This is a genomic window from Streptomyces sp. KL109B, assembly GCF_030766935.1.
In the GTDB taxonomy this organism is placed as follows: Bacteria; Actinomycetota; Actinomycetes; order Streptomycetales; family Streptomycetaceae; genus Streptomyces.
Map to the genome: position 1 here is coordinate 223178 of NZ_JASERL010000003.1, position 19812 is coordinate 242989.

Genomic DNA, 19812 nt, shown 5'->3' on the forward strand with positions numbered 1-19812 from the left:
GTCGTTCTGTTGCGCGGCACCGGCGCGCGTACGTGGCCTTTGCCCGCAGGTTTTCGGTCTGCCGGGGGTGGGGGGCTGCGACGGGGTGGTGCCTGCCGTTGGTGCGGCCTGCACCGGGGGCCGCCGGCCTAACGGGTGGGAAAACGGGCCGACGGTAGATCGCCCGGGGCCGGGTGGCGTCGGGCGTAATGGGTGGGGAGCCGGGCTGACGGTGGGGGTGAATCAAGCCCCTCCGGCGATTGAGGAGCGGGGTTTGGGGCGGAGCCCCAAGGCGAGGAGGAGTTGGCCGCAACGGGTGGGGAGCCGTCGCTGCGGTACCCCGTCGGGCCGACGCACCCGGAGGGGGCGGGTGGGTGGGCGAGTGGATCGTGTCTGGGCCAAAGGCCCCGGTGCGGCGCGTCAAATCAAGCCCCTGCGGCGATTGAGCAGCGGGGTCCGGGGCGGAGCCCCGAGGCCGTAACCCCGGGGGCGGCCGAGTGAACCCGCCCCGGGTGCCCTGCGGCGGAGCCCCGGGGCCGGGCCCCCGAGGGTTACGACACGTGGGTGTCGGCGACGGAGAGCGCCGCGTCCAGGGCCGCGAGGCCTTCCTTGGCCTCCGGTTCCGTGATGTTGAGGGCCGGAACCACGTGGGTGCGGTTCATGTTGATGAAGGGCCAGAGGCCGCCCGCCTTGGCGGCGGTGGCGAAGGCCGTCATTGGAGCGTTCGCCTCGCCGGCCGCGTTGTAGGGGACCAGCGGTTCGTGCGTGGCACGGTCACGTACCAGTTCCAATGCCCAGAACATGCCGACGCCGCGCACCTCGCCCACCGAGGGGTGGCGCTCGGCCAGCTCGCGCAGGGCCGGCTCGATGACCTCCGAGCCCAGCTTCGCGGCGTGGTCGACGATGCCCTCCTCCTCCATCACGTTGATCGTGGCGACGGCGGCGGCGCAGGCCAGCGGGTGGCCGGAGTACGTGAGGCCGCCGGGGTAGGGGCGCTTCGCGAACGTCTCGGCGATGGCGGATGAAATCGCGACGCCGCCCAGCGGGACGTAACCCGAGTTCACGCCCTTCGCGAAGGTCATGAGGTCCGGCGTCACGTCGTACAGGTCGGCGGCGAACCACTTGCCCGTACGCCCGAAGCCCGCCATGACCTCGTCGAGGATGAAGACGATGCCGTACTTGTCGCAGAGGGCGCGGACGCCCGCCAGGTAGCCGGGCGGCGGGAGCATGATGCCCGCCGTGCCCGGGATCGTCTCCAGGATGATCGCGGCGATCGTCTGCGGGCCCTCGAACTGGATCGTGGATTCGAGGTGTTCAAGGGCGCGCTCGCACTCCTGCTCCTCCGTCTCCGCGTAGAAGCGGGAGCGGTAGAGGAACGGCGCCCAGAAGCGGGCCACGCCCGCCGTCCCGGTGTCGCTGGCCCAGCGGCGCGGGTCACCGGTGACGTTGATGGCCTGCTGGGTGCCGCCGTGGTACGAGCGGTACGCCGAAAGCACCTTGGGGCGGCCCGTGTGCAGGCGGGCCATCCGCAGGGCGTGCTCGACGGCGTCCGCGCCACCGTTCGTGAAGAAGATCTTGTCGAGGTCGCCGGGGGTGCGCTCGGCGATGAGGCGTGCGGCCTCGGAGCGCGCCTCGATGGCGAAGGCCGGGGCGAAGGTCGTCATCTTCCCGGCCTGCTCCTGGATCGCCGCGACGACCTTCGGGTGCTGGTACCCGATGTTCGTGTAGACGAGGCCGGAGGTGAAGTCGAGGTAGCGGTTGCCTTCGTAGTCCCAGAAGTAGGAGCCTTCGGCGCCGGCGACGGCCAGCGGGTCGATCAGCTCCTGTGCGGACCAGGAGTGGAACACGTGCTTGCGGTCCGCGGCCTTCACGGCGGCGCCGACCTGGGGATTCGGCTGAGGGGTCATGGGGCCGAGGGTAAAGGGGCGGTGCGGCGGCACACCATCGGCGTCCTGTCTGTGGGACGCGGAGGAACCCGACAACCTGTCGCCCGTACCCCCTCGCCCCCTCTGAGGCTGCTTTTAGCGTGGCGTTAGGGAACTGTGCGGCACGCTGGTCGGCATGAAACAGCCGATCGCGCAGCGCTGGCGCAACGTGGCCGTGACCGCCGCATGGGTCGCCGTAGGAACGACCGCGGGTGCCCTGGGCGCCTGGCAGTTGGCGGGCACGGACGCGGACGCGAGTTCCCGCGCGCACGGCAAGCCGCTCGACGACGCGGCCGTGCACCGCGCCCTGGCGTCGGCGCGGTCCGCTCCCCAGTCGTCCGCTCCCCAGTCGTCCGACCCCCAGTCCTCCTCAGGCCCCGACTCCAACGCTCCCGCCCCCGCCGACCAGCGCCGCACGCTCCGCTTCACGGGCGGTTCGGCGACGGTCGAGTGCGGCACGGACGGCAGCGTGTACCTGGTGTCGTGGAGCCCCGCCGACGGCTACGAGATCGATGACGACGACGTCGCACGCGGCCCCGGCCGCACCGCCCGCCTGGAGGCGGAGCCCACCGACGACGAGGACGGCCCCGACCGGCACTACGAGATCCGGTGCGATGGCGCCTCCGGCACTCCCCGGGTCATGGAGACCGCGGATCCTGACGACGAGGACGACTGACGGCCGCGGCACCCCGGCGTCGCGCTCCCGGGGCGCTGCCCCGGACCCCGTTGCTCAAGCGCCGCAGAGGCTTGATTAGGTGATCGAATGCCGCATCTCCTCGTCGTCGAAGATGATCCCGCCCTGCGGAACGCCCTGGTCCGCGCCCTGCGCGACCGCGGCCACGCCGTCGCCACCGCCGCCACCGGCATGGCGGGACTCGACGCCGCCGTCACCGACCGCCCCGATCTCGTCGTCCTCGACCTGGGGCTTCCCGATGTGGACGGCGCCCGAATACTTCGCATGCTGCGTGCGGTGAGCGACGTACCGGTGATCGTGGCGACGGCCCGCGACGAGGAGGGCGAGATGGTCGCGGTGCTCGGGGACGGGGCCGACGACTACATCGTGAAACCGTTCGGCGCGGCCCAGTTGGACGCCCGGATCAAGGCGGTGCTGCGCCGCCTTGGGCTGCCCGGTGACGTCGACGAGCCGCTCACGGTCGGCGGGCTCGTGATCACGCCCGCGTCCCGCGAGGTCACCCTCGACGGGCAGCCGCTCGATCTGACGCCGCGCGAGTTCGACCTGCTCGCGTATCTCGCCCACCGCCCCGGCCAGGTCGTGTCGCGGCGCGAACTGCTCGCCGAGGTGTGGCAGCAGCCGCTGGGCGGCGCGGACAAGACGGTGGACGTCCATCTGTCGTGGATACGAAGGAAGTTGGGCGAGTCGGCGCAGGCGCCGCGCTATCTGCACACCGTACGTACGGTGGGTGTGAAGCTGATGGCGCCGGAGGTCGGGGAGAGCGTGGGGGGCGCTTCGTAATGCGGCGTACGTTGCTGTTGCTCACCGCCGCCACCACCGCCCTCGTACTGACCGCGCTGCTCGTCCCGTTGACCCTGCTCACGCGCTCGCACGCCGCGGACCGGGCGACCGCGGAGGCGACCGCGCGCGCCCAGTGGGTGGCCGCCGCGATGGGGCCCACGCTGCACAGCGCGGACGAGCGGGCGAGCGCCGAGCAGGCCGTGGAGAGCGTCAACTCGACCTCCCGGCCCGACACTTCGCTCATCTTCGCCGACGGCAAGGTCATCGGCGCGCCGGCCGCCGTCACCGACGCGGTGCGGCTCGCGCGGGCGGGGCGGGCGTTCACGTACGAGCCGCCGAGCGGTGGGCGGCAGGTGCTCGTGCCGGTGCAGGGCGCGGAGGGCGGTACGGCCGTCGTCCAGGTGAGCCTCACCGGTCGGCAGCTGTACGACGGGATGCTCTCGTCGTGGCTGACACTGGCCGGGATCGGGCTCGGGCTCGTACTCATCGGGCTGCTGCTCGCGGACCGGCTCGGGGCGCGGCTGGTCGGGGCGACGCGGGCGCTCGCCGGGACGGCGGACCGGCTCGCGGGCGGCGATCTCACGGCTCGGGCCGAGCCGCAGGGGCCGCCCGAGCTGCGTTCCGTCGCCGCGGAGTTGAACCATCTCGCCGGTCGGATCGACGAGTTGCTCACCGCCGAGCGGGAGAACGCGGCGGACCTCGCGCACCGGCTGCGTACGCCTGTCGCGGCGTTGCGGCTTGACGCGGAGGGGTTGCGGGACGCGGAGGAGGCGGAGCGGATCGCGGCGAGTGTCGCTTCGCTGGAGCGGGGCGTGGACGACGTCATCCGCAAGGCGCGCAAGCCCTTGCGGGAGGCGGCGGGGGTGGATCTGGCGGCGCTCGCGCGGGAGCGGGTGGAGTTCTGGGAGCCGCTCGCCTCCGATCAGGGGCGGGAGCTGGAGGTGTCGGTGCCCGACGTGGCGGTGCCGGCTCCCGTGCCGGAGGACGAACTGGTCGCGGCGCTCGACGCGTTGATCGGGAACGTGCTGGACCACACACCGCAGGGTGTCGGTTTCCGGGTGTCGGTGCGGGTCGTCGGCGCGGCCACGGAGTTGGTGGTCGCGGACGACGGGCCCGGGATTCCGGCGGAGGCCGAGGAGCGGGGGGCCAGTGGGGGTGGGTCCACGGGGCTCGGGTTGTCGATCGTGCGGCGGACGGCGGAGGAGTCCGGGGGGGAGGTTTCCTTCGGGGGCGGGAGGTCCGGTGCGGCGGTCACCCTCCGGTGGACCGGGGTGGGCGTCTCCGGTGCGTGAGGGTGCGGCCCGGGGGGCTGCCCCCGAGCCACGTCTCACCGGAACCGGTTCCCGCCCCCTGGGGCTCCGCCCCAGACCCCGCTCCTCAATCGCCGGAGGGGCTTAATTGGCCGGAGCCGTTGCCCGGGGGAAGGCCTTGCGGACCGAGCGGGACCAGCGGTTGATGCCGAGTTCGGGGCGGAGGGCGGCGAAGCCGCCGCAGTACTTGGTGAATTCGGCGGCGCGGACGCCGAAGCGGTGGAGCATCCGGTCGGCCTCCGTGAGGTGGCCGCGGGTCTTCGTCTCGACGAGGACGAGGCCGCCGTCCGAGCGGACCGTACGGCCGTCGGAGAGGTCGCGGACCACGAGGCCCGCGTCGCACGTGATCCGCTGCCCGTCGGCGACGAACGTGGCGCGCTGGTAGTCCGTGACCAGGGAGGGCGTCAGGCCCTCGGGGGCCTCGATGCCGTACGCGCCGCCGAGCACCCCGGAGAGGAAGCCCTGCTGCGCGGCGTCGAGCGGCTGCTCGTCGCCGTCGAGGCGGCGGCGGTGCTTGACCGTCTCGCCACGCCCGTTCTTGAGCTTGATCTCGAACTGCCGCTCCCCGGAGTCCTGGTAGATCCGCTCCCGGATCTTGTACCGGAGCCGGCGCCCCTGCCGGTGGTCGTGGTAAGTGCGCAGGTCGGCGGTGTCGTAGTAGGTGGATCTGTACGAGAACCAGCGGCGGCCGTTCAGCGACAGCGCCCGGAACGGTCCCTCCGACCGGCGCGGGTCGGTCAGCAGCGCGGCGAAGTCGTCGAAGACCTCCACCGGCACCAGATAGCTGTTGTCGTAGCGGGCCAACAGCTCTGCCCTGTTGTTGAGTTCGTCGAGCGACAACGGCTTGGCGGCGAGTGCGGCGCGCCCGATGGCGCGTACGGCGGGGATCACACGGTCTCCTGGTGATAGGCGGCTGCGGTCTTCGTCGTACTGCGAGGCTCATGCACGTCATGAGCGCCACTGTGGGTACGGGAGGTACGTATGGGCGCCTCCGATCGTTCCCCCGGTCGTTCCCCTGCTTCCGATTGGCGGAAACGAACTTCCACGACCATCAAGTCGCGTACGTAGTCGATCTCCCGCACAGTCCAACCATGCGGTCGCCCCATGCGGCGCGCCAGTTCGGCCCGCAGCTCGTCCTCGTCGACGTACACGGCGTCGAGGGTGACGACGGCCCGCCGGTCGCGGGCGTACAGGCGGGGGTGGTCGGCGACGTAGACGACGACCAGGAGCAGCGCGGCGAGCGCCGCCGTCACGCCGAGGCCGAGGGCGCGCAGTCCGCAGAGCAGTCCGAGGACGAGCGTCACGAAGTAGTACGCGACTTCCTGGTGCCGCAGCGCGTCCGAGCGCAGTCGCACGATGGACAGCACCCCGAACAGGCCGAAGCCGAGGGCGAGACCGCCGCCCTTGCCGACCTCGCCGAGCGCGGCGACGACCGCGAACAGGGCGACGTTCAGCGCGAGATAGGCGGGCACCAGCTCGCGCCTGCGGTGCCGCGGATAGAAGATGCCGAAGGTCAGCAGCGTCACCGCCAGCAGGTCGAGCCCGAGATGGGCGCCCAGTGCGGCGACCGGTGGGATGTTGTCCATGGCCAGGACGCTACGGACGGGCAGGTTAACGCCGCGCTTGGCGACAGTTAACGATCCGCGTCACCGAACCGCTACGGAACGGAACCGGCGTCGCCGCGAACGGACTCTCTGTCAGAGGTCCGCACTATTCTCGATTCGTTGCACACACACCGGGGGAGGGTGGCGCGACATGGACGGGATGCAGGGGAGCATCGGGGCGTATCGGCTGCTCGGGCGGCTCGGCTCGGGCGGCATGGGCGAGGTGTACCTCGCGCGTTCGGAGCGCGGGCGCACGGTCGCCGTGAAGGTGGTGCGCCAGGAGCTCGCGGAGCAGGAGGAGTTCAGGAACCGGTTCCGGCAGGAGGTCGCGGCCGCGCGGCGGGTCGGCGGCGCGTGGACGGCCCCGGTGCTCGACGCGGACACGGACGCGGAGATTCCCTGGGTGGCTACCGGGTACGTGGCCGGGCCCAGCCTCCAGCAGGTCGTCTCGCACGACTACGGCGCGCTGCCGGAGCGTTCGGTGCGCATCCTCGCGGCCGGTCTCGCGAACGCGCTGAAGGACATTCACGCGGCGGGCATCGTGCACCGCGACCTCAAGCCGTCGAACGTGCTGCTGACCATCGACGGGCCGCGCGTCATCGACTTCGGCATCGCGCGCGCCCTGGAGACGGTGACCGAAGGCGGGCTCACGCGCACCGGGGCGCTCGTCGGCTCGCCCGGTTTCATGGCGCCCGAGCAGGTGCGCGGCGAGCGGATCACGCCCGCGTGCGACGTGTTCTGCCTGGGGTCTGTGCTCGCGTACGCGGCGTCGGGGCAGCTGCCGTTCCGCACGTCCCACAGCGGGGTGCACGCCCTGATGTACCGCATCGCGGAGGAGCCGCCGGACCTGACGGAGCTGCCGGAGGGCCTGCAGGATCTCGTACGGGACTGCCTGCGCAAGCAGCCCGCCGCCCGTCCCACGCTCGACGCCATCATCGGGCTCACGGGCGCCGAGGAGACGCTCGGCGACGGGGGCCGGATGCTCGACCCGTGGCTGCCGGGCGCGCTGGTCGCACAACTGGGCCGTCACGCGGTGCGGTTGCTGGACGTGGAGGAGCCGGAGCGCACGCCGCCCGAGGAGCCGCCGGCCGCCCCGGCGCCACCGCCGCCCGGACAGCCCGGCGCCGCCCCGCTGGACCACCTGCCGACGGTGGTCTCCCACGAGCAGCCGCCACCGCCCGCGCCCGTACCCGCGCCTCCGCCGCAGTACGGCTATCCGCACGGCCAGTGGGGCCAGACCCCGCCCTACGGCCCGCCGCCGACCCGGGAGCGGGGGCGCGGCAATCGCTCCACCGCCGCGCTGGTCGCGGTCGCGGTGATAGTGGCGCTCGGGGCGGGCGGTTCGGTGTACGCGCTGATGAACGGCGAGGACACCCCCTCCGGGAAGGCGGGCGGCAGGGCGAGCGAGAAGGCCGCCGACAAGGGCTCGTCCTCGGCCGCCACCTCCACAACGCCGTCCTCCGCCCCGGACTCCGGCTCCCCCGACGAGAAGGCGTCCTCACCGCAGGAGGAGTCCCCGCGGTCCGGCGCCGCGGGCACCGTCCCGACCGAGTTCCTCGGCACGTGGAACGGCGCGATCGACAACGCCAACGGCCACCACCCGCGCCGCATCACGATCCAACAGGGCGAGTCCGGCGACACGGTCTTCTCCCTCACGGCGGACGGCTACCAGAAGAACGGCGATCCCTACCACTGCGTGTTCCAGGGCCAGTTGGAGTCCGCGACCGCCTCCGCACTCCGCATCGGCCCCACCGACCCGACCACCGCGCAGCCGGCCTCGGCCTGCACACCAGGTGAATCGAGCACGATCACGCTCACCCCGGGCGGCGGGCTGAAGCGCGCCATGTCGGGCGGCGAGGCCCCATTGACGTACGAGAAGGCGGGCTGAAGCCCCCCGGCAGGGGGGCGCGGCGTCAGCTGGCGTCCGCCGGGCACGGCTCCTGGCCCGGGTTCCACGTGGTCACCGTCTTCTCGTTCAGGCCGAACGCGCCGCAGTACAGCACCAGGCTCGGGTCGCCCGCGGTGGCGCGTTCTATCACGATCGCCTTCTCGCGCGGCGGCCGTGAGCCGGGGTTGCTCTGCGGGTAGCGGATGGCGCCGCTCGCGCCCTCCAGTGCGATCGGCGAGTCCAGTTTGGACTTCACGGCGGACGGCGTGACGTCCTCGCGGTTGCTGCCGTTCGCGTCGTCGGCCGCGAGGCTCAGGACACGGAAGGCGTCGAAGGCCATCGGGCCGTGCCCGTCGTTGCGCCACTTGTCCTTCGCGCCCGCGTAGTACGCGTAGTTGGCGGCGTACCGGCGCGCCTCGCTGCTCGCCAACTCGTGGCCCACGGGCAGCACATGGGCGGTGTGGTAGAGCCGCAGCCACGGCACGTTGTACTTGAAGTCACCGTTGAGCTCGGCGTTGGTGATGTCGTTGCCCGCGATGACGGTGAGGGTGCGGCCCGCGCACTTCGTGTTCGCGTAACTGTCCAGGAAGCTGCGGAAGCTGTTGACGCGCGAGGACCAGTAGACGACGGTGCGGCGGTTCTCCTCGCGGTAGGCGCAGATCTGCCGGCCGATCTCCAGGAGCTCACCGGACTCGCCGGAGTAGAGCAGGCGCTTGGCGCCGCCCGGCTCCTCCTTGTTGAACTTGGTGGCGAACTCGCGGCCGATCTCGTTGCTGTAGAGGTCGTCGGGGGTGCTCACCACGACGGCCCGGGCCGCGGTCTCGCAGGAACCGGTGAGGTCCTGTTCGGTGTCGCCCTCGGCGATCACGGCGCCCTTGTGGGCGAGTTGGACGGCGAGTTCGCTCTCCCGGTTGTCGCTGGGGGCCATCGGCCGGTAGTAGGGGCCCGCGGTCTGCATGGCGTCCGCCGACGCCGTCGTGCTGATCGTCGGCACCTGGTGGTCGCTGAGGATCCGGGCCGCCGCCTTCGTCTCCCTGCGGCTCTCGGCGAAGCCGATGACGCCGACGACCGTGCGGTGGTCCTGGTAGTCGCGGGTCTTCTCGACCCGGTCCACCACGTCGTCCGCGATGCGCTCGGCGCGCTCGAAGTGCTTGCCCGCGTCCTTGATGTCGACCCGCAACTGGACCCGGCTGCGGCTGTCGTCGCGGTGCGCCTCGGAATTGAGCCTCGCCTGCGCCAGCCAGACGCCGCGCAGCTCCGCCAGCGCCTTGTACGAACCCTCGGCGGGCGAAGGGCCGATGTAGACGACCTCGCGGACCACATAGCGGTCCTCCGGCCTGCGCTTCTTCCGGGTGTCCCGCTCGTCCTTCTCCGCCAGCTCGTTGTTCGCCCGGATCTGCTCGACGACCTTGCGGTACGCGGCGGCCGGGTCGTCGTCGCTCAGTACGTCGCGGGCGGCGGCCACGCCGGTGAGGGGCTGGGAGGCGCCGGTGGAGTGCGCGACCCGGGCGCCGTCGAGGCAGTGGGCGGTGACGCCGGAGCCGGGGCCTCCGGGGCGGATGATCAGCAAGGACGTGATCGCGGCCACGATGGCCGCGACGACGAGGGCCGTGGCCTCGGTGCGCGGCCCCACGCGGTGCTTGGGCGCCTGCAGCCGGGACACCGGGAGGCCCTCGCCCTGGAAAGCGGCGTCGTCGAAGCGCCGGTCGAGCACCCAGGGCACCGCCTCCACCGCCGTGTGCTCCGGAGGCGGGTCGGTCAGCTGCTGCGAGATGACGGGCAGGCTGTCCGCGAGCTCCCAGCGCCACTCCTGGCCCGGCACCTCCGGGTACTCCTGCGGATCGCCCACCCCGACCACGAACAGCGAGGCGGATCCCCGCGCCCGGTAGGCCTCCCGGTACGCCTGAAGGAACCGCGCGGCGTCCCGCCCCTCCGGTTCGGCGTGCGGCGGCATGTCGAGCAGGACGACCCTACGGGTCCTGCGGCGGCGCTTCCACGGCCCGAAGCGCGCGGGATGCGCCCGGTCCAGGTCCGAAAGGAGCGCGCGGACCAGCAACTTCTCCAGTTCGAGCAGCGCGTTCTCGCGCTCGTGGTCGGAGCCGCGCAGCGCCAGGCTCTGCGCGACAATCATGTCCGACACCTGGTCGAAGACCGAGCTCGCGGGGTGCGCCAGACGCATCCAGGAGCGGTACCAGCCGTAGCGGCGCGAGCGGAGCAGGCGGCGCCCCCAGCGCCGGTCCCACAGCTTGCGGGGCAGGCTGTGGAAGAGCGGTTGGGACAGCAGCCGGGACACGTAGGCGAGCAGGACGTTTCCACCGTCAGGCGCCGGTACCAGCTTCGCCAAATGGTGCGGCAGCCCGTCCGGTTCGGCGGCCCGCTGCTCGTACAGATCGTTTCGCAGCTCGATGGCCTGGAGCCGGTCGCTGAGCTGGGCCGCGGTGAGCGCGTCCGGGCCGGTGTCGCGCGCGAGCCGCAGCGCGTGCTGCACCATCCGCGCGACGAAATGGAAGTCGCGCAGCCGCAGCCGCCCGGTGTGCCGCGGGGGTTGGAGGCACAGTTCACGGCCCGCCCGCAGCGCGAGCAGTTCCTCGCCGGGGCGGTCTGCGGGCGTGTGCTGGGGGCGCGCGTAGCAGACGAGCCTGCCGTCGTTGGACGCCAGCGCCCGCTCCAGGGCGTCGAGGACCCGCCTCCTGCGCTGCCGCGCCTGTGCCGCGTCGCCGCCGGTGCCCAGCACCACCATGGGCAGCGGCGGCGACGCCGCCCTCATCTCCCGCCACCGCTGCGGATACACGGAGGCACGGAACGCCCGCAGGAACTCCGTCGCGCCCTCGTCGTTCGGAAACCCCATCCTCGCCCCTTCGCGCCGTGAGGTTGTCGAGCGCCAAGTATGGGGCTACCAGGGCGAGTTGGAGGCCATATCCCCGTAAATGCAAGAGCGTCAGAGAATCACCTGCGACGCCTCTCCCTCCATCCGTACGATCGCCTCACGGACCGCCCCGGCGAAGTTCCAGAACACGTCGGTGGTCGACCCGGGCCGGCCCTGGCGCGTGTTGACGGTGAACATCGAGGCGCGCAGTTCCGTGGTCAGTTCCAGCTGGGCGCCTTGGCCGAGCAGGGTGCGGTTGCAGATGTTCTTCGGGTCCACGCCCGCGATGTCGCCGTCCGGGGAAGCGTCGATCGTCTGGAAACCGGCGGCGTCCAGGGTGTCGTGGAGGTGGCCGCGCAGCGTCGCGTTGAGCCCGCCGATGACCACTGCCTCGGGGCGCGCCGCGGGGGCGCCCGCCTGGGTTGCGGTGCAGCCGTGAACGCTGATCACGTTCAGGGCGCCGGCGGCGAGCGAGAGGGCGACGTGGTCGTCGCAGTGGGTGGACGTGACGTGCAGGGCCGAGTTACCGGAGGACTTGAGGCCCTCGAACATCCAGTAGTCGTGGAGCGGGGCCTCCGCACCGTATCTCGGTGTGAGCGTCGCCGGGTGGTAACCCGCGATGGCGAGGGCGAGTTCGGAGGTGCCGACTTCGATGCCGCCGCCGTGCAGGGCGAGGACGGCGGTACGAGTGAAGGGGTACGTGGTCGCGGACTGGTCGGTGTCCGTGCGGTCGTGGCGCTTGTAGCGGCGGGCGAAGTCCAGGCCCTCGCGCCCGGCGAGCTGTGTGTAGAGGTCGGTGTTGGAGGCGTACAGGTCGGTCGCCGCCTGCGCGGGGGCGGCGGCCCCCAGCGGTACGCCGACACCTGTGGCGGTCACGGCGAGGGCGGCGGTCAGGACGGTGCGGCGGGATGCGTAGCTCATACCGCAGATAGTGGCAGGCTAGTGAAGCGCGGCGCAGAGCAGGCGGGCGTGTACGAGGCTCCCGGACGGCCCATATCGCCAACTCAGTGGCCAGCTCGTCCCGTTGAGCGCCGGCACGGGTACGTACGTGACGAGGTTCGGGCCCGCCGCGAGTGGCGTGACGCCGGGCGGCCAGGGCTTGAACGCCGTGCTGCCGACCGGGACCAGGAAGTACACGGCGCGCGCCCCGTTCACCTGCTCCACGACCGGGCCCGGGTCGCCGCCGGTCAGTTCGGCGAGCCGGTCGGCGATCCGACGCCCCCGGTCGCCGTCGATCCGTACGGCATCGAACTGGACTCCTGTCATGCGGAGTTGAAAGCCGGCTCTGGGAACCCACTCCGGGATCACGCCGGTAATCCCGTCACTTTCGGTGTTCATGGTTTCAGCGAAGCGGCTGGTGGCTACCGTCGTCCATGACTCTACGTACACGGTTGCGCGCGGTTGACAATGCGAGTGGCGTGACCCAGATGGTCGCCGACCTCACCAAGGCATTGCGTACACAACAAGGCCTGTCCCCGGACCAGTTGGGAAAGCGCATCGGCTATACCGGGGCGGCCATCAGCGCCGTGGAGACGTGATGCTGGAGCAGTTGGAGGGTTCGATCGGGGCCGGGCTCGGGGTCTTCGACAAGGCACGCCGATATGTGCTGATGGAGAAGTACCCGCCGCAGTTCCAGGACTTCTCCCTGATGGAGGCGGAGGCGCTGACCCTGTCCTCGTACCAGACGTACGTGGTCGACGGGCTGTTCCAGACGCAGGAGTACGCGCGGGCGCTGATCGGCGGCGGCTTCCCGAAGCTGTCGGACGAGAAGGTGGAGGAGCTGGTCGAGGCGCGGATCGCCCGGCGCAAGCTCTTCGACCGGACGCCGACCGCGATGATCGAGCTGATCCTCGACGAGGCCGTACTGCGCCGCCCCTTCGGTGACTGGGCCGTGCAGCAAGGGCAGTTGCGCTCGCTCACCGAGGACGCTCAGCGGCACAATGTGAGTCTCCAGGTCATGCCGTTGGCGCGGGGAACGCGCGGCAGTCACGCGGGCGCGCGCGGCGACATGATCCTCGTAGAGACCAAGGAGCACCAGCACGTGGTGTACATGGAGATCGAGGACGAGAGCTTCCTGGTAGCCGATCCCACCAAGGCGTCCCGGCTCGCGCACCGCTATGCGAAGATCCGCTCACAGGCTCTGAGCCCGGACGACTCCCTGAGCCTCATCGAGCGGTTGGCAGGAGAAGAACACTGATGAACGGCGTCAGCACCCTGCGGTGGTTCAAGTCCAGCTACAGCAACGACAGCGGCGGCGACTGTGTCGAGGTCGCCGGCTGTCCGCAGGCGGTCCACGTCCGCGACTCCAAGGACGTCTCGCGGCCGGGGTTCGCCGTGGCGGGGGCGGCGTGGGACGCGTTCATCGCAGGGGTCGGGCGGGCCTAGTCGCGCCCGCGGACAGGCCCCTGCTCGGAAACATGTCGCACTCTCACGTGTCAGTGCGACACTTTTCCGCTACCACACCACACCTCCGGGCGGTCGCCGCCGGCCCCCGCCCCTTCCGAGCAGCCGGCGCACCAGGCTGCACCGCATGAAGGAAAAACGGCCGCACATCCCGAATCCGCCCGCACTCACCGCCGTTCATCGGGCCGTGGTGACCGCCATGGGCGACCACGGTCCGCTGCGTGTGCCGCGCACCGAGGTCGCCCGGCTGGCCGGGACCGACCGGCAGTTCCTGCTCCGGAACTGGCCCGACCGGCACAAGCTCCACCTGGCGGCGGTGAAGGGCGAGTTGCAGCGCCTGCTGCGCGTCGCGGCGGAACTGGCCGACTTCTCCGACATGCCGCCCTCAGCATGTTTGGCCGTCCGGCAGATCGTGCGGGCGGCACGGCTCGTACGGGAGCACCCGGTGACAGCGGCCACCGCTCGTACAGAACCTGGGCTGCTGCACGCGGCGCTGCTCCAGGCACCTGGGCCGCTGCACAATATCGCCCTGAGCTGGATCACCGGAGGCCCTCTTGTTCAACAGGCGCGTGAGACAAGGGATTTCGGAGCGCTGGCGCAGCTGATGTTCGCGGTGGCTCTGCCGTTCGCACTGACCCCCGGCAGCGGCGAGCGGGAGGCCCACAACGCACGGCTTGCCCGGCTCCTGCACACGTGCACCACCGGAACGGCCGTCTGCTCCCACTGCAACCTGACCTGACCTAGGCGAACACCGGTGCCCCGGCCCGCCGCAGCGGACCGGGGCACCGGTCGTGATCCGGACTCGCTCCCTACAGGAAGGAGTTGACCTCGATCGTCTCGTCGCGGCCCGGGCCGACGCCGATGGCGGAGATCGGGGCGCCGGACATCTCCTCCAGCGCCTTCACGTACGCCTGCGCGTTCTTCGGGAGGTCCGCGAAGGTCTTGGCCTTCGTGATGTCCTCCGACCAGCCGGGCAGGTACTCGTAGATCGGCTTCGCGTGGTGGAAGTCGGTCTGGGAGTACGGGAGTTCCTCGACGCGCTTGCCGTCGATCTCGTACGCGACGCAGACCGGGATCTGCTCCCAGCCGGTGAGCACGTCGAGCTTGGTGAGGAAGAAGTCCGTGAGGCCGTTGACGCGCGTCGCGTACCGGGCGATCACGGCGTCGAACCAGCCGCAGCGGCGGTCGCGGCCGGTGGTGACACCGCGCTCGCCGCCGATGGTGCGCAGCGCCTCGCCGTCCTCGTCGAACAGCTCGGTCGGGAACGGGCCCGCGCCGACCCGCGTCGTGTAGGCCTTGAGGATGCCGATGACGCGGCTGATCTTCGTCGGGCCCACGCCCGCACCCGTGCAGGCGCCGCCCGCGGTCGGGTTCGAGGAGGTGACGAAGGGGTACGTGCCGTGGTCGATGTCCAGGAGCGTGCCCTGGCCGCCCTCGAACAGGACGACCTTGTCGTCGTCGAGCGCGTCGTTGATGACCAGGGTGGTGTCGGCGACGTAACCCTTGATCTTGTCGGCGTAGCCGAGCAGCTCCTCGACGACCTGCTGCGCCTCGATGGCGCGGCGGTTGTAGAGCTTCGTGAGGAGCTGGTTCTTGACCTCGAGGGCCGCCTCGACCTTCTGGGTGAGGATCGACTCGTCGTAGAGGTCCTGGACGCGGATGCCGACGCGGTTGATCTTGTCCGCGTACGTCGGGCCGATGCCGCGCCCTGTCGTGCCGATCTTGCGCTTGCCGAGGAAGCGCTCGGTGACCTTGTCGACGGTCACGTTGTACGGCGTGATGATGTGCGCGTTGCCGCTGAGCAGGAGCTTGGACGTGTCGACGCCGCGCTCGTTCAGACCGCTCAGCTCGGAGAGCAGGACCGACGGGTCGACGACGACACCGTTTCCAATGACCGGCGTGCAGTCCGGGGAGAGGATTCCGGAAGGGAGGAGGTGCAGCGCGTACTTCTGGTCGCCCACGACAACCGTGTGGCCGGCGTTGTTGCCGCCCTGGTAGCGCACTACATAGTCCACGGATCCACCGAGCAGGTCGGTGGCCTTTCCCTTGCCTTCGTCACCCCACTGAGCACCGAGCAGCACAAGTGCGGGCACAGGCGTACACCCCTTCCGGGCGGGGCATGTCCAAGGTCAGGGGCCGTGGCCGCGGCGGTGCGGCGTGCCTTCGTAAGCCTTGGGGTGCCCCGGAATAGACGAAGCCCCTGGCGCAATAGCGCAAGGGGCTCTTGCACAAAGATGCTACCCGAGGAAGCGAGGCAAGGCCGAGGTGGCGGCTTTGGACCATCCATCTGACCGTGCGGACGACGCGAGCTCAGGCCTTTCACGGCAGCTGTTGGTGATCGTCGATCCGGTCGCGATGCGCGCCGACGGGGAGTCCGTACGCATCGCCAAGGACGTGTTGTGCGCGGGCTCTGCGGCGAAGGTGTGCCTGCCGGAAGGACCCGCCGAATTTTCGAAAGCCCTGGCCAAACGGGGTGCGCGGCGGCCCGTGGTGGTCGGCGACGACCGGGCGCTGCTGCGGACGGTGTCGCTGCTGCACCGGGAGCGGGAGCTGTCGGACGCGGTGTTCTCCGTGGTGCCGGTGGGGGCGGCGGTGTCGCTGGCGCGCTCGCTGGGGGTGCCGGGCTCGGCCGTGGACGCGGCGCGGGCGGTGCTCGACGGGGCGCCGCGGCGGCTGGACCTGCTGGTGGACGACAGCGACGGCGTGGTGCTTGGCGGCCTGTCCATTCCGCCGGCCGCGGCCGCCTCATCCGCCTCGGCGGAGGGTGGGCGGGGCTGGTGGCGTACGTGCGGGTCCCTCGTACGGAATCTCGCGGGGCGGGGGGCCGAAGGGGGCGACGAGGCGGTGGGGGCGCGGCTGCGGATCGAGGCGGACGGGGTGACGCTCGTCGATCTGGACCAGGTGGTGCGGGGGGTGACGGTGACGCCGGAGGGCGGGCTCGCGCGGGTGGAGGTGCGGCGGACCGCGGCGGCGCCGGTGTCCGTGCGGGCGCATACGGTCACGGTGGCCGGGGCGGATTTCCGGTATCGGGCGGATCAGGTGGCGATCGGGGGGCCGGTGCGGAGGAGGACGTGGTCCGTACGGGCCACTGCGTGGGGCTTGGTGCTGCCCCGTTGACCTGCGACGTGGTTGCGGTCTCGGGGCTCTGCCCCGGACCCCGCCGGCTCTCGTCCGACGGCGGGGCTTGATGGGCCGGAACCGGGCTGGCCAGGGTTAGTCAAGGCCCAGCGTTTTGCGGTGTTCGCGCCAGCGTTCGATGAGGTCGGCCAGTTCGACCTGGACGAACTCGAAGAACGCGAGGGTTTCCGCGATGCGGCGGCCCGGCGGGGTGTCGGGGCCGAGGCTTTCGACGCCCTCGCGCAGCGAGTCCTCCCAGCGCTTCAGGACGTTGTCGCGGCTGCCCAGCGCCTCGTACCACTGATTGCTGTGCACCCGGAAGAGGTCGCGCCGCGTGCCGGGCTCGCGTTCGCGGGTGACCATGTGCTGCTGCGTGAGGTAGCGGACCGCGCCGGAGATCGCCGCCGGGCTGACCTGGAGCTGCTTGCCGAGTTCGGCGGAGGTGAGGGCGCCGGAGTCGGAGGCGAGGAGCGCCGCGAAGACGCGGGAGGGCATCCGGGTCATGCCGGCCTCGACGAGCTGGGCCGCGAAGCGTTCGACGAAACGGGAGCGGGCGTCCTCGCTCGCCTGCGCCCCGCCCTCGTCCGTGCTGCTGCCCTGCGTGCTCATGTCCCGATCATCTCCCCATGCCCGACCTGCGAGGCCAGTTTATACGCTTCCTTAACTTCACAACTTTGTGAAGTGCGCGTAGCTTCAAAATCATGACGAAGGCAATCACGGTCTCCGGACTGCACAAGTCGTTCGGCAGGACCCACGCGCTCGACGGTCTCGACCTGGATGTCGAGGCCGGAGAAGTGCACGGATTCCTCGGCCCGAACGGAGCGGGGAAGTCCACCACCATCCGCGTCCTGCTCGGCCTGCTGCGCGCCGACTCCGGCGCCGTGCAGCTGCTCGGCCGCGACCCCTGGGCCGACGCCGTGGAGCTGCACCGCAAGGTCGCGTACGTACCCGGTGATGTGACGCTGTGGCGCAACCTCAGCGGCGGCGAGGTCATCGACCTCTACGGCCGCCTTCGCGGCGGCCTCGACAAGAAGCGCAAGGCCGAGCTCATCGAGCGCTTCGAACTCGACCCGACCAAAAAGGGCCGCACGTACTCCAAGGGGAACCGGCAGAAGGTCGCGCTCGTCGCCGCCTTCGCCGCCACCGACATCGACGTCCTCATCCTCGACGAGCCGACGTCCGGGCTCGATCCGCTGATGGAGGACGTCTTCCAGTCGTACGTCGAGGCCGCCGTGCGCGAGCACGGTCAGACGGTGCTGCTGTCCTCGCACATCCTCAGCGAGGTCGAGGAGCTGTGTGACCGGGTCAGCATCATCCGCAAGGGCGTGACCGTGGAGAGCGGTTCGCTGGCCGAGCTGCGGCACCTGACACGGACCAGTGTCACCGCCGAACTCGCGGGCGTGCCAGGTGAGTTGGAGAACCTTCCCGGCGTGCACGACCTCGACGTACAAGGGAAGCGGGTCAGGCTCCAGGTCGACACCGACAAGCTCGACGCCGTGCTGCGCTCGCTCACCGACTCCGGCGTGCGCTCGCTGACCAGCACTCCGCCCACCCTGGAAGAGCTGTTCATGCGGCACTACCAGGAGGACGTGCGCAGCGACGAGAAGGAAGCGGTGTCGCGATGACCACCCTCGTGAGCGACGGACGCTACGTGTCGCGGTCCGGCGGGGCGCGGCACCTCGCGGGCACCGGGACGCTGCTGAGGCTCGCGCTGCGGCGCGACCGCGTGATGATGCCCGTATGGATCGCCGTCACCGCCATGATGGTCGTGTCGATGCCGAACACGCTGAACAGCGTGTGGCCGACGGCCGCCGAGCGGGCCGACATCGCCGCCTCCATGAACACCAACAGCTCGATGCGCGCCATGTACGGGCCGGTCTTCGGGGACTCGCTCGGCGCGCTCACGGCGTGGCGCGGGGGCACGTTCGCCGCGATCTTCGCGGCGATCATGAGCCTGCTCATCGTCGTACGGCACACCCGTGACGAGGAGGAGAGCGGGCGCCAGGAGATGGTGTCGTCGGCAATGGTGGGGCGGCGCGCGCCGCTGACCTCCGCGCTGCTCGCGGCCCTCCTCGCCAACGTCGTGCTCGCGCTGATCGTCGCGGGCGGGCTCGCAGGACAGGGCGGGGCGGGTGCGCTCGCGCTCGGCGTGGCCATCGGCGGCTGCGGGATGGTGTTCGCGACGATGGCGGCGATCGTCGCCCAGTTCACGGAGAGCGCGCGGCTCGCGCGCGGCGCGACGTCGGCGGTGCTCGGCATCGCCTTCGTGCTGCGCGCGGCGGGCGACTCCGGTACGAACGACGGCTCGTCGCCGCTGACGTGGATCTCGCCGATCGGCTGGGTGGAGAACACCCGGGCCTTCGCCGACGAACGCTGGTGGGTCCTCGGGCTGCTGCTCGCCGCCATCGTGCTCCAGGGCGTGATCGGCTACGAGCTGGCCGGGCGGCGCGACATCGGCATGAGCTTCCTGCCGACCCGCCCAGGCCCGGCCGACGGACGCCTTGGCACGGCCGGTTCGCTGGCCTGGCGGCTGCAGCGGGGCAGCGTGATCGGCTGGTCGATCGGGTTCCTCGCGGCCGGGGTCGTCTTCGGCGGGATGACGGAGGGCGCGGCCGATCTGGTCGGCGACAGCCGGAACACCATGGAGATCATCGAGCGGATGGGCGGCCAGTCCGGCATCACCGACGCCTTCCTCGCCACGATGGTCGGCATGCTGGGGATGGTCGCGGCCCTCTACATCGTGCAGGCCGTGCTCCGGCTCAGCGGCGAGGAGACGTCGCAGCGCGCCGAACCGATCCTCGCGAACGCGGTCGGCCGCGTCGCCTGGGCGGGCGGCCACCTGGTGATCGCCTTCGCGGGCGCGGCACTCATCATGCTGCTCGGCGGCATCGGCCTCGCGGTCGGCTACGGCCACGAGTTCGGCGCGATCGTCGCCGCCTGCCTGGTCCAGCTCGCCGCGATCTGGACGCTCGGCGGCGTGGCCGTCCTCCTGTACGGGCTGCTGCCGCGCGCCGCCGCGGCGGCGTGGGCGGCGGCGGGCGCGGCGCTGCTCATCGGCTGGATCGGCCCGGCGCTCAAGCTGCCGCAGGCCGTCATGGACATCTCTCCCTTCGGACATCTGCCGAAGCTGCCGGGTGGGGAGATGGCGTGGGGGCCGGTTCTGGTGGAGGTGGTGCTCGCGGTGGTGTTCGTGGGCGTGGGTCTTGTGGGGCTGCGGAGGCGGGACATGGCGAACTGAGCGTTGTA

17 protein-coding genes and 1 pseudogene are annotated in these 19812 nt (G+C 71.2%); 10 read left to right on the top strand and 8 right to left on the bottom strand.

What is annotated here, in order from left to right:
* Positions 1 to 530: 530 nt before the first annotated feature.
* Positions 531 to 1886, bottom strand: coding sequence for an aspartate aminotransferase family protein (locus RBJ65_RS12315; protein WP_306318454.1), 1356 nt, complete (start codon positions 1884 to 1886; stop codon positions 531 to 533).
* Positions 1887 to 2040: 154 nt separating this feature from the next.
* Between RBJ65_RS12315 and RBJ65_RS12320 the strand changes: the two genes are divergently transcribed.
* The 3 genes from RBJ65_RS12320 (at position 2041) to RBJ65_RS12330 (ending at position 4670) form a co-directional block, all read left to right on the top strand.
* A complete protein-coding gene (locus RBJ65_RS12320) occupies positions 2041 to 2580 on the top strand; it encodes a hypothetical protein (RefSeq protein ID WP_306318453.1) in 540 nt (179 codons plus the stop codon).
* An 87-nt stretch (positions 2581 to 2667) separates the two neighbouring features.
* Positions 2668 to 3378: a response regulator transcription factor gene (locus tag RBJ65_RS12325; protein WP_306318451.1), complete on the top strand. Its 711-nt coding sequence runs from the start codon at positions 2668 to 2670 to the stop codon at positions 3376 to 3378.
* Positions 3378 to 4670: a HAMP domain-containing sensor histidine kinase gene (locus RBJ65_RS12330; protein WP_306318450.1), complete on the top strand. Its 1293-nt coding sequence runs from the start codon at positions 3378 to 3380 to the stop codon at positions 4668 to 4670. The genes RBJ65_RS12325 and RBJ65_RS12330 overlap by 1 nt, the downstream gene beginning before the upstream one ends.
* 102 nt (positions 4671 to 4772) lie before the next feature.
* Here the strand turns inward: RBJ65_RS12330 and RBJ65_RS12335 are convergent, their stop codons facing one another.
* Both RBJ65_RS12335 and RBJ65_RS12340 read right to left on the bottom strand, forming a co-directional pair.
* On the bottom strand, positions 4773 to 5579 hold the full coding sequence (locus RBJ65_RS12335; RefSeq protein ID WP_306318449.1) for a polyphosphate polymerase domain-containing protein: 807 nt from the start codon (positions 5577 to 5579) through the stop codon (positions 4773 to 4775).
* Positions 5576 to 6274 carry a DUF4956 domain-containing protein gene (locus tag RBJ65_RS12340; RefSeq protein WP_306318448.1) on the bottom strand — a complete coding sequence of 233 codons (699 nt, stop codon included), beginning with the start codon at positions 6272 to 6274 and terminating at the stop codon, positions 5576 to 5578. Before RBJ65_RS12340 ends, RBJ65_RS12335 begins: the two co-directional genes overlap by 4 nt.
* A gap of 178 nt (positions 6275 to 6452) precedes the next feature.
* On the opposite strand from RBJ65_RS12340, the gene RBJ65_RS12345 reads away from it, so the two are divergent.
* A complete protein-coding gene (locus tag RBJ65_RS12345; protein ID WP_306318643.1) occupies positions 6453 to 8180 on the top strand; it encodes a serine/threonine-protein kinase in 1728 nt (575 codons plus the stop codon).
* 25 nt (positions 8181 to 8205) lie between these two features.
* Here RBJ65_RS12345 and RBJ65_RS12350 read toward each other — a convergent pair whose 3' ends face one another.
* From RBJ65_RS12350 to RBJ65_RS12360, 3 genes are all read right to left on the bottom strand, one after another.
* Complete coding sequence (locus tag RBJ65_RS12350) at positions 8206 to 11028, bottom strand: hypothetical protein (protein ID WP_306318447.1); 2823 nt, start codon at positions 11026 to 11028, stop codon at positions 8206 to 8208.
* A 90-nt stretch (positions 11029 to 11118) separates the two neighbouring features.
* Positions 11119 to 11967, bottom strand: coding sequence for a poly-gamma-glutamate hydrolase family protein (locus tag RBJ65_RS12355; protein WP_306318446.1), 849 nt, complete (start codon positions 11965 to 11967; stop codon positions 11119 to 11121).
* Between the two features lie 18 nt (positions 11968 to 11985).
* Complete coding sequence (locus RBJ65_RS12360) at positions 11986 to 12384, bottom strand: hypothetical protein (protein WP_372341241.1); 399 nt, start codon at positions 12382 to 12384, stop codon at positions 11986 to 11988.
* A gap of 35 nt (positions 12385 to 12419) precedes the next feature.
* Between RBJ65_RS12360 and RBJ65_RS12365 the strand changes: the two are divergent.
* The 3 genes and pseudogenes from RBJ65_RS12365 (at position 12420) to RBJ65_RS12375 (ending at position 14188) form a co-directional block, all read left to right on the top strand.
* A pseudogene (locus RBJ65_RS12365) lies at positions 12420 to 13243 on the top strand (DUF5753 domain-containing protein).
* On the top strand, positions 13243 to 13431 hold the full coding sequence (locus tag RBJ65_RS12370) for a DUF397 domain-containing protein (RefSeq protein WP_306318444.1): 189 nt from the start codon (positions 13243 to 13245) through the stop codon (positions 13429 to 13431). Before RBJ65_RS12365 ends, RBJ65_RS12370 begins: the two are co-directional and overlap by 1 nt.
* A gap of 145 nt (positions 13432 to 13576) precedes the next feature.
* Entirely contained in the window at positions 13577 to 14188 is a 612-nt protein-coding gene (locus tag RBJ65_RS12375; protein WP_306318443.1) for a hypothetical protein, read from the top strand.
* Positions 14189 to 14258: 70 nt separating this feature from the next.
* Here RBJ65_RS12375 and RBJ65_RS12380 read toward each other — a convergent pair whose 3' ends face one another.
* The gene (locus RBJ65_RS12380; RefSeq protein WP_306318442.1) at positions 14259 to 15542 is read right to left on the bottom strand and encodes an adenylosuccinate synthase; all 1284 of its coding nucleotides are present in this window, start codon (positions 15540 to 15542) and stop codon (positions 14259 to 14261) included.
* Positions 15543 to 15804: 262 nt separating this feature from the next.
* On the opposite strand from RBJ65_RS12380, the gene RBJ65_RS12385 reads away from it, so the two are divergent.
* Complete coding sequence (locus RBJ65_RS12385) at positions 15805 to 16566, top strand: diacylglycerol kinase (RefSeq protein ID WP_306318642.1); 762 nt, start codon at positions 15805 to 15807, stop codon at positions 16564 to 16566.
* Between the two features lie 96 nt (positions 16567 to 16662).
* On the opposite strand, the gene RBJ65_RS12390 is transcribed toward RBJ65_RS12385, so the two are convergent.
* Positions 16663 to 17175, bottom strand: a complete 513-nt coding sequence (locus tag RBJ65_RS12390) for a GbsR/MarR family transcriptional regulator (protein WP_306318441.1) — start codon at positions 17173 to 17175, stop codon at positions 16663 to 16665.
* A 92-nt stretch (positions 17176 to 17267) separates the two neighbouring features.
* On the opposite strand from RBJ65_RS12390, the gene RBJ65_RS12395 reads away from it, so the two are divergent.
* Both RBJ65_RS12395 and RBJ65_RS12400 read left to right on the top strand, forming a co-directional pair.
* Positions 17268 to 18191 (top strand): ABC transporter ATP-binding protein, encoded by a 924-nt coding sequence (locus RBJ65_RS12395; RefSeq protein WP_306318440.1) that lies wholly within the window; start codon positions 17268 to 17270, stop codon positions 18189 to 18191.
* Positions 18188 to 19804 (top strand): ABC transporter permease, encoded by a 1617-nt coding sequence (locus tag RBJ65_RS12400; protein WP_306318439.1) that lies wholly within the window; start codon positions 18188 to 18190, stop codon positions 19802 to 19804. The genes RBJ65_RS12395 and RBJ65_RS12400 overlap by 4 nt, the downstream gene beginning before the upstream one ends.
* The last annotated feature ends 8 nt before the right edge of the window (positions 19805 to 19812 follow it).